We start from the raw sequence: 9500 nt of genomic DNA, 5'->3' as shown, positions 1-9500 counted from the left end.
TGAACCCGTAATTGTCACCTCCAACCCATTCCAAAAATAAAGGCATTCTTCGCGCACTTCATGCGCAACGATGAACTGCGGCCAAAATCACAGGCAGAAAATGGGGCAACCTCATGAATGAGATGGGCTATGCTCTGTATATCTATATAGGTCCTGTACGTAAATTCCATTTACATATAGGCATCGCGCCTTTTGACTAAACTGGTCGGGTTGTTTGGTCGATTTGTTTGCCCAAACTGCAGGCCCTATTGATGGAATTTCAACGTAAACCCACTCCTCTTCTTCTGTGAATTGGAACTCCGGCAGTATTTCATCTCCAGAGACGTCCAATCTAAGTAGCTTGGGGGTTTGTAAGCAATACCAATCCCATCGCCTGCTTTCGCTTGCGAGGTCAAAAAGCCTCGTGATTTCTGATTGCTTATCTTCCGAAATCTTGATCGTAATCTTTGTGCCAATATTACGGTTGCAGTGCTTCAACTCAATAGACTCATGATCCAGCTCCGCGTCAAAAGTTACACCGAGCGCTTCTCCCAACCTTCGCGTTTCAACCTGAATAGTGTCTCCAAGAAGAAAACCTGCTAATGCGCCAACTCCAAAGCGGCCGGTTCTTGCAATCTCCGAGTATCCTTCCTCTGACGTGAACGTCTTCTTCCATTGCGGGCTGTTCCTAAATGAGGCCCCTGCTTTCAAAAAGTAGTTTTGCAGGATTTCAACATCCATACCGATGCCACGGTCTTCTACAACGATGGCTTGGACTTTCTCTTGATCAACCAACGGACATACGAGAACGTCTGTATCATGACCATTTAATTTTTCACTTGGAGATTCACCCTCAATATGAGTGCGCTCACGAACAGCATCTACACTATTTTGAATAAGCTCTCTCAGCCCAATTTCAGGCTTTTCTCCATAAAGTGGTCCGATCAGAAGGCTCAACAGGTCGGCATTGGAGGCTTCAAATGCGATCTGTGCGGGGACATAGTCAACAGTGCGAGAGAATTGCTCGACATTGTCGACACTTGTTCTAAGCCTCCGCAGCCTTAGTCCAAACTTGTCAAAGCCTTGTTGACTAAATCGTCCATAAACTTCTCCAAGAGAAGCCCAAGTCGCGTCAAGTTCTAGTTGAAAACTTCGAGCCCAAGACTGAAATTTCAAGAAGGTCTCGACACTAGACGGCTTGGCATCAACGTAGATCGCTTCTGGATCATTGTCTGCAGGTGTGATATTTCGAACGGATTGATGAACACGCCATTCCCCTGCTGAGAATGGGCTGCGAAGCCTATGTATCTGTAGCGCACTATGTGGAGCCCGTTCAGGCTGTACTTGTAGGTAGTCGGCTATTCGTAGCGCAGCCATAATGATGGGCGAATGAACTCCTTGATAGTCGCGTTCGTGAAAATACGCCGCAAAACAATCACAAGCTTGGCGGAGAGACATTCCGTGACTTCTGGCAACAAGACCTGATACTTCATGCAGGTCGCCATATGTGTTTTTGAGGATCTCAATTCTGGTGCCGTTAACAGCGGGGAATCCAAAGCTTGCGATTTCGTGTGCTAAACGAGGATGATGGCGTCTAAAGGAACTCCCCAATCAAAAGGCGATGCTTGAACGTGTAATCTGCCGGATCGGAAGGTGGTTCGGCAGCCGGTTCTGGTGAGCCAAAGATTCTTCGATTCTGTTTCGCATCAAACCGCTTGACCTCAAGGATGAACTCATTCCAAAGCTGATGCCATTCGTGATCATCAAGTCTTGATTTCTTTTGATTGTCTTTGGAAATAAGGCTTACAAAGCTATCTCCGGTTAGGTGCATGCCGCAATCGTGCAACAATACAGACAACGCGAGCGCTGCAAAGTCCTCCGGTGACATAGCTTCTAAAGTCTCTGGCGTTAGGATATCTATCGCAGTCTTAGAACCTCTGTGTTGTGTTTTGGTCCGTGGTCGGTGTATTCCGGGAAGAACTCTGGCTTACTTGTAACTATGCCTGAACAAGCTGAAATCGCGTCGTTCAGTAGCGCAGTCAGTGCGTTGTTTCCGTCTACAGCTTGCTTTATTAAGTCTGGAACTTGCATGGCCACCCCAATCAACCCCTGATTCTTCAAACCGTTCTATACACCAAAAAAATAGATTGCCTGTAGGAACGACTGACGCAACCTGTTGCTGCGCCTATGGAACTCAGAACGAAAGCCGATTGATCTGTTGGTATGAGTGGAGCAACAGGAGGCGGGTGTGTAAGCGACGACCTTTCACAAGGTCGAGCATATTCAACTTTCCAGGCTATCTGGTGATGAGATTGAAGTTCGGCGAGGCTCGATGACCGCCATTGATTCTTTGCGACGCGGAACGGCTAAACGGACGAACGGCAACTCTGGGCCGCGATTGCTAATCACGCGCCTAGATGACTAATTCATATTACTGGTGTGCCGCACCAGTCCGGTTGGAGTCGAAATTGAGCCTATAGCTAGCCTGCAAGTGCTTTTCCTTTTGCAATAATGGATAGATGCCGCCGGGTGGCGGCGAAGCTCCATTTGGCACTTGAGCAAAGCCATTTGACAAGCTATCTCTACTCAGGAAATATCATCACTAGAAGATGAAGCTCTCGGATCCGGTTCTGTTTCCGGAATGAGAATGTCCTTCTTCAGCTAAACTGAAGGAGAACAGAAATGAGCCTGTCACTAAAAGTTCATATAGTTCCAGGGCGTTATGCAGTTTCGCGTTTAGACGCGAATGCAATTCTTCCAGATTGGCTACAAGGCATTGGATTTAAAGCCGTTGTCTATTCCGAAGACGAAGTGACTTTGGTCTGTCTGGAGAACCGCGTGCCCTGCGATATCACATCAGAAAGAGGATGGGCGTGCCTGCGTACAATTGGTCCTTTTCCATTTGATGCGGCAGGTGTTGTAGCGTCCCTGATTGCCCCTCTATCAAACAATGCTATTGGTGTTTTCGTGGTTTGCACTTTCGATGGTGAGCATGTTCTCATCCCTCACAATAGGCTTGATGCAGCAATAGAATATCTCGAAGCCGCCGGGCACACGATTTCTACCAACCAAAGCGCGCAATCAAGTGCAAGAAGATAGACGGCTGCTGATACTGACCAGCAGTTGTTGTTCTGAACTTCAATGCTGAGGTTCTGCCGAATGGGGGATGTGCGCACTGGACCGCGATTGCATATCACCGACTTGGATGGCCGTTTTCAATCACTGATCCAGTGCACCTGTCTGCATTCGGCCCATTACCTGCCATAAGCCAATCTTTGAATGCTGCATTGCTGTTTCCTTGAAGCGGACATTCACCACGCTTCGAACCCATGGTCCGATTTCAACCTGTGAAATGGAGCTGGATCAACACATATAGATGGCGGACCGACAAATTTCGATAAAACTGCGCAGTGGCTGCGGCGCGGACCGATTGGGGTAATAAAGACGCGGTCCATCCATCTCGGGCCACCAATCTGGAAGAACCGGCACCAACCTGCCGGTGGCAAAATCCTCATCCAGCCAGTTTCGGAATGTTTGGATGATCCCCATACCCGCTCTCGTGTAACGCAGCCCCGTGTCAATCGCATTCACACTCAGGATGAGGGCATTGTTTGGCTTTACCTCCATGAACTGCCCCTCTCTGCACAGCGTCCAAGGCAACAGCGGGCCGCCCTTCAAGCGGTACCGGATCGCGCTGTGTACCGTAAGATCCTCCGGTTCAAGAGGCATGCCATGTTCCTGCAAATAGGTGGGAGCTGCAGCCAATGCCATCTGCTGTGTGCGAGGTCCGATCGGGATAGAGATCATGTCTTGTTCCAGAACGCTGCCATAACGGATACCAGCATCGCAGCCAGCAGCAATCATATCCACCAGATCGTTTTCAACTATGATCTCGACCTCAACCCCCGGAAAGCGTCGATGATATTCGGCGAGAAGTGAAGGCAAAATATCCGGCATAACCGCACCGGGAACATTCAGTTTCAGACGCCCTTGCACCTGCCCGCCAAGATTGATGACCTCAAGGCAAGCGGCATCCACGGCAGACAAAAGCGGCGCAACCCGGTCCACAAGCAGTTTTCCTTCATCGGTGAGATGCAGGCTCCTCGTCGTGCGACGCAAGACCGGCACCCCAAGCTGCACTTCAATTCGCGAAACCGTCGTGCTGACCTTTGAAGGCGCGACACCAAGCCGACGGGCGGCCGCACGAAAGCCTCCGTTACGAAGCACAGCAAGCAGGACGGTCAGATCATCAAAGGAAACTTTGTTCTCCATACAGAACAACCCGTTCGAATTCAGCTCTCTTATCTTTCTATTTTAAAACAGTCATTGTGTCGAACAAATAAAACAGGTCGAGCGTCAGTGGCGCGAACCATATGATTGGAGATTGAATGATACTTGTAGTTACAGGTGCCTCGGGGAAACTTGGCGGACTTGTCGTAGAGGCGCTGTTGCGCCTCGTGCCTGCAGAGCAGATTGGTGTAAGTGTACGGGATCCTGCAAAGCTTTCTCACCTTGCCGCTCGCGGAGTTCGTGTCAGAAAGGGCGATTACAATGATGCTGACAGTTTGCGCTCTGCTTGGGAAGGTGCAGAGCGTGTGCTGCTCGTGTCTTCCAATGCAGCTGCATCCGGAGGTAATGCACTGGCCCAACATGAAACAGCCATAGCTGTGGCAAAGGAGTTGGGCGTAAAGCGATTGCTTTATACCAGTCAGGTCTCCAGCAACTCACAATCACACTTCCCTCCGGGCAGAGATCATGCAGCGACCGAGGCAATGCTGGCGCATTCCGGCCTCGCATGGACAGCGTTGCGTCACGGCTTTTATGCTGACAGCGCCATCAGCATGCATGCAAGCGGGTTAGAAAGCAGCCGTCTGATCGGCCCCGAGGACGGCAAGGTTTCCTGGACAACCCACCAAGACCTGGCCGAGGTGGACGCTCTGTTCCTGAGCGGTCGCGAAACGCACGAAGGCCCAACACCTCCTTTGACCGGCAGCGAAGCGCTCGATATGGGGGATCTTGCACGACTGGCGGGAAAGATTTTTGGCCGAACCATAGAACGGAGCGTCATTAGCGAAAGCACAATGGTTGAGAATGCCCGGCGTCATGGGCTTCCGGAAAGCGTCATTAGTGTTATGACGGGTTATTATCGTGCTGCCCGGGAGGGTGAATTCGCGATGATTGATCCAACCTTGAAAAGACTATTGGGTCGAGAGCCCCAGCGCATCAAAGAAATCCTGACCCGAAAGTTCGGATAGAGATCTGTTTGGGTGGTTCGTGTCAGCTCGAACTTGCTGGGGTAGTTCGCGAGCTGGCCCTCATAAATATGGCCGCCTATCACAACTTGAGTGGGTGTGATGTGAACATAATCCGGTCGGTGTCATAGCCGGCCCACTCCTGCCGTTCGGCGGTAGGCACGCCATTCTGGAAGCTGCCATTCGCACAAACCGCAGCATTTTCGACCTTGGGAATTCAGCTCAGCAACTAAGGACATCGCGTGCCCGATAGTTTCGCGATATCCAGTTGGCTAATCAAGAAGTCCATGAAGCACCTGACTTTCGGAGTTAGCACATTCGACTTCGGGTAGATCAGCCAAAGAACGGATTGGTCGTGCAGGCACCAGTCCGGCAGCACGCGGACCAAGCGACCTGCCTCGATATCTTGCGCGACGCTCCAGAGCGAGTTGATAGAGATTCCCATACCCGCCAAAGTCGCCAACCGTTGTGATGTCCCGTCGTCAAGGATCGTGCGACACATCATTTCGGCCGGATCCAGCACGGCCGTTTGGCCATCTGCATGGATGATCTGACGGGGAGCCATGTTCGCCCATGACAAGAAGTGGTGTGCCTCAAGATCATCTGGCGTTGCCGGCTTTCTTGAACGTTCGATATAGGCAGGGGATGCGCACAGGATGCGCGTGTCATCTGCCAGTTTCCGCCCCAATAGGCTGCTGTCCTCCAGCGGCGCACTGCGCAGGGCCAGATCGAAGCTGCCTTCGATGATGTCCTGACGTGTGTCGGACAGCCTCAAGTCTAGGGTGATGTCAGGATAGAGCGTCTGAAACGCCGGCAGGATAGGAATGATGTGCAGCTGCGCAAAACTGCTGGGAGCTGCAAAACGCAGGGTGCCATTTGGACGCAAGGTGCCTTCCCCCAATGCGGCGCGGCCAGCATCCACTTGGGCGAGAACTTCCCGCGCATAGGGAAGAAAAGCGGCCCCCTCCTGGCTGATCGAGATCTTACGCGTCGTACGATGCAAAAGCTCCGTGCCCAGTTCCCGCTCCAGCTTTGCTAGTCGGTTGCTGGCCATGGCGGGGGCAAGGCCAAGATCGCGACCAGCGGCGGTGATATTCAGCCGTTCAGCGGCGGCGATGAAAAGGCGAAGGGCATCTGTATCCATACGCACTAATTATATCAATAATCGGAATTGTGAAATAATTTTTTCGATGTTTTTATAAAAAATCTGGATGATATATCAAGTCCAACGCAACATTATGGAGCATATAACATGAAATCTATCGGCTACACACAAAACGGTCCTGTCGACTCTGAAGGTGCTTTGAGCCTGCTTGATGTGGACAAGCCGACGCTTGGCGCGCGCGATGTTCTGGTCGCGGTCAAAGGCATTTCGGTCAATCCCGTTGACGTCAAATTGCGCGCGGCACGTGCGCCCGAAGGCGATCATGGCATTTTGGGTTATGACGCAGCAGGTACGGTTGTTGAAACCGGTTCTGACGTCACGGGCTTCGCGGTCGGCGACGAGGTATTCTATGCGGGAGATGTAACTCGCGACGGCACAAACGCGGAGTTCCATGCCGTAGACGAACGTATTGTCGGCAAGAAACCAGCGTCTCTCGATTTCGTCGAAAGCGCGGGCCTTCCTCTGACCTCCATCACTGCGTGGGAAATGCTGTTCGACACTTTCCGTCTGGTTGAAGGCCAAGGCGAAGGCCAGAGCCTCTTGGTGATCGGCGGCGCGGGTGGCGTGGGCTCGATCCTGATCCAGCTTGCCAAGACCCTGACAAACCTGAAAGTGATTGCGACAGCATCGCGCCCCGAAACCGAAGACTGGGTGCGCAAGATGGGTGCGGATCATGTGGTCGACCACCGCGGCGATCTTGCGGCGCAAATCAAGGATTTAGGCCTCGCGCCAACCTATGTCGCAGCACTAACGGCCTCGGACCAACACTGGCCTTCGATTGTTGATCTGATTGCCCCGCGTGGCCACATCGCGCTGATCGATGACCCCGCAAACCTCGATATCTCGCTCGCCAAACCCAAGGCGCTGACGATCTCTTGGGAATTCATGTTCACCCGTTCGATGTTCGACACCGACGACATCACGGCACAGCGCGATCTGTTGAACCGCGTCTCACAGATGATCGACGCAGGAACTTTGCGGAGCACGGTCACGGAACGCGCCGAGGCGCTGACAGTGGGAACACTGACTGAGGCACACAAGCGTCAGGAAAGTGGCCGCGTGATTGGCAAACAGGTCCTTCCCGGACTGTCATCATAACTAACTCAATCGAACCAATCCCCAAAAAGAAAACTACAATGGCATACTATTCTGTTCTCGATGTGACCCCAACCAACGATGCGTGGATCCCTGGCTACCTGCCAACTGCCAATGATCGCGTCGCAGCGTACGGCGGCAAATACATCGCCCGCACCACAAGCCACGAGCAAGTGGAAGGCGACACACAAGAAGCAGGTCTGCGCATCATTATCGAATGGCCATCCAAAGAGGCAGCTCAAGCTTTCATGTCAGATGAGGCTTATACCCCCCACCTTGCCGCACGCACAGAAGGCTCGGTCAGCCACCACTACTTGATCGAGGGCAGAGACGACCTCGCCTAGAAAATCCGCGCCGTCCCTCACAAGGGGTGGCGCATTTAGACGGAGAGCCCCCCATGCGCGACGAAACCCATACCCCATTCGAGCAAATCAACCGCGGCTACAACACGACGTTTCATAACGGTCGGTTGAGTGTCGGGCTTGTGGTTCCGATCACGCAATACGCAAGCAGCCCTGTGCCGGATATGGCCGACCATCTGAGCCGTGTTCAGCAGGCCGGAAAGCTCGGTTTCAAGGCCGTCTGGTTGCGCGATGTGCCCTTTAACGTCTCAAGTTTTGGCGATGCAGGGCAGCTTTTTGACCCCTTCGCCGATCTAGGCTATCTGGCCGCCAAAACAACCGATATCGCCACATGTCCTGCCAATTTTCAAATAAGGAATGAATCATGACAAAAACAATCCTCATCACCGGCGCAACCGATGGCCTTGGCCGCGCAACCGCCGTGGCCTTGGCAAAACAAGGTCACAACATCATCGCGCATGGTCGAAACGCGGAGAAGCTGGACAAGCTGAAAGCCGAGATTGGTGCGACCCTATCGACCGTTCAGGCCGATATGTCGGACCTATCGCACGTCGCGCAGATGGGGCGTGACCTGATCAATGCCTATGATCGGATTGACGTGGTGATCAACAACGCTGGTGTCTTCAAGACATCGCAGCCGCGTTTAAGCAATGGCATGGACGTACGCTTCGTCGTCAACACCTTTGCACCGGCGCTTTTATCAAACCTCTTGCTGCCGATCATACCAAAGGTCGGCCGCGTGGTGCATCTGTCCTCCGCAGCTCAAGCGCCAGTGGATGTTGACGCCTTGGAAGGCAAGCGAATGCTGCAAGATATGGAGGCCTATGCCCAAAGCAAGCTGGCTCTGACGATGTGGAGTCAGGATTTTGCAGCGAAACATCCCAACGGGCCGGTTTCGGTCGCAATCAATCCCGGCTCACTTCTGGCGACCAAGATGGTCCGCGAGGGATTCGGCACATCCGGCAACGATCTGAATATCGGCGTCGAAATTTTGACTCGTGCGGCTCTTTCGGACGACTTCGCAACCGCATCAGGGCTGTATTTTGACAATGATAGTGGGCAATTTGTGGCCCCCCATCCAGACGCCAGCAATGCCGAGAAGGCCGCGCGCATCATTGAGGGTATAAAAGCAGAGATTGCCGATTAGACAAATCAAAGGTTTGGCATTCCTCAGCCATCTGTCGAAGGCGTAACGCTAATGCGGATGGGGCTTGGCATCGCTGCCATTCGCGCGCCGCGCAGCATTTGTTACTTTGGGATCGAACCAGACTCGCACGGCGCAATAAAGCCGAGCCAAAAGCGTTCAATCTGACTTGAAGAGACGGCCCCAACCTGTCATTCGCCCCATTGGAAGCCAATGTATGGTTAGGGTCAAAAGCTGAAGCAAGTGGTGCTATCACGATGCAACATCACCTCTTGCCTTATTGATTTGCAACATTCAGCCTTTTAGCCAACCTTCGAGTTTGCTCTCATCGGGCAGACCACCAGAATGAACCAGCTTACCATCGACCGAAATGCCGGGTGTCGACATCACACCAGCCATGGCAATTTCTTTCGGATCGGTGACTTTTTCAATAGTGGCTTCAAGGCCGAGCTTTTCTGCTGCATCACGCATCATCTGAGCGGTTGTTTCGCACCGTTTGCAGC

General features: G+C 52.5%; 11 protein-coding genes. 6 read left to right on the top strand and 5 right to left on the bottom strand.

Annotation, left to right across the window (positions count from 1 at the left end):
• Nucleotides 1-111: 111 nt before the first annotated feature.
• Both DSD30_RS21165 and DSD30_RS21160 read right to left on the bottom strand, forming a co-directional pair.
• On the bottom strand, nucleotides 112-1590 hold the full coding sequence (locus tag DSD30_RS21165; RefSeq protein ID WP_425359482.1) for an HD domain-containing protein: 1479 nt from the start codon (nucleotides 1588-1590) through the stop codon (nucleotides 112-114).
• Nucleotides 1574-1894 carry an HD domain-containing protein gene (locus DSD30_RS21160; RefSeq protein ID WP_425359483.1) on the bottom strand — a complete coding sequence of 107 codons (321 nt, stop codon included), beginning with the start codon at nucleotides 1892-1894 and terminating at the stop codon, nucleotides 1574-1576. The genes DSD30_RS21165 and DSD30_RS21160 overlap by 17 nt, the downstream gene beginning before the upstream one ends.
• A 767-nt stretch (nucleotides 1895-2661) precedes the next feature.
• On the opposite strand from DSD30_RS21160, the gene DSD30_RS21155 reads away from it, so the two are divergent.
• Nucleotides 2662-3078: an ACT domain-containing protein gene (locus DSD30_RS21155; RefSeq protein WP_114011753.1), complete on the top strand. Its 417-nt coding sequence runs from the start codon at nucleotides 2662-2664 to the stop codon at nucleotides 3076-3078.
• Nucleotides 3079-3342: 264 nt separating this feature from the next.
• On the opposite strand, the gene DSD30_RS21150 is transcribed toward DSD30_RS21155, so the two are convergent.
• A complete protein-coding gene (locus DSD30_RS21150) occupies nucleotides 3343-4251 on the bottom strand; it encodes a LysR family transcriptional regulator (RefSeq protein ID WP_114011752.1) in 909 nt (302 codons plus the stop codon).
• A gap of 116 nt (nucleotides 4252-4367) precedes the next feature.
• On the opposite strand from DSD30_RS21150, the gene DSD30_RS21145 reads away from it, so the two are divergent.
• Nucleotides 4368-5234, top strand: a complete 867-nt coding sequence (locus DSD30_RS21145; protein WP_198663094.1) for an SDR family oxidoreductase — start codon at nucleotides 4368-4370, stop codon at nucleotides 5232-5234.
• Between the two features lie 226 nt (nucleotides 5235-5460).
• Here the strand turns inward: DSD30_RS21145 and DSD30_RS21140 are convergent, their stop codons facing one another.
• Nucleotides 5461-6375: a LysR family transcriptional regulator gene (locus DSD30_RS21140; RefSeq protein ID WP_114011751.1), complete on the bottom strand. Its 915-nt coding sequence runs from the start codon at nucleotides 6373-6375 to the stop codon at nucleotides 5461-5463.
• 108 nt (nucleotides 6376-6483) lie between these two features.
• On the opposite strand from DSD30_RS21140, the gene DSD30_RS21135 reads away from it, so the two are divergent.
• Genes DSD30_RS21135 through DSD30_RS21120 form a run of 4 tightly spaced genes read left to right on the top strand, consistent with a single transcriptional unit; the run spans nucleotide 6484 to nucleotide 9000 of the window.
• Nucleotides 6484-7494 (top strand): zinc-binding alcohol dehydrogenase family protein, encoded by a 1011-nt coding sequence (locus tag DSD30_RS21135; protein ID WP_114011750.1) that lies wholly within the window; start codon nucleotides 6484-6486, stop codon nucleotides 7492-7494.
• Between the two features lie 38 nt (nucleotides 7495-7532).
• Nucleotides 7533-7835: a DUF1330 domain-containing protein gene (locus DSD30_RS21130; protein WP_114011749.1), complete on the top strand. Its 303-nt coding sequence runs from the start codon at nucleotides 7533-7535 to the stop codon at nucleotides 7833-7835.
• Nucleotides 7836-7888: 53 nt separating this feature from the next.
• Nucleotides 7889-8221 (top strand): LLM class oxidoreductase, encoded by a 333-nt coding sequence (locus DSD30_RS21125; RefSeq protein ID WP_198663093.1) that lies wholly within the window; start codon nucleotides 7889-7891, stop codon nucleotides 8219-8221.
• On the top strand, nucleotides 8218-9000 hold the full coding sequence (locus DSD30_RS21120) for an SDR family NAD(P)-dependent oxidoreductase (protein ID WP_114011748.1): 783 nt from the start codon (nucleotides 8218-8220) through the stop codon (nucleotides 8998-9000). The genes DSD30_RS21125 and DSD30_RS21120 overlap by 4 nt, the downstream gene beginning before the upstream one ends.
• 291 nt (nucleotides 9001-9291) lie before the next feature.
• Here DSD30_RS21120 and DSD30_RS21115 read toward each other — a convergent pair.
• Nucleotides 9292-9500 (bottom strand): thioredoxin family protein (locus tag DSD30_RS21115; protein ID WP_157967818.1); only part of this gene is annotated, 209 nt, incomplete at its 5' end.

Origin of the sequence: Cohaesibacter intestini (assembly GCF_003324485.1) — a bacterium.
GTDB classification, from domain to species: domain Bacteria; phylum Pseudomonadota; class Alphaproteobacteria; order Rhizobiales; family Cohaesibacteraceae; genus Cohaesibacter; species Cohaesibacter intestini.
This window is presented reverse-complemented; position numbering and strand designations above follow the sequence as displayed.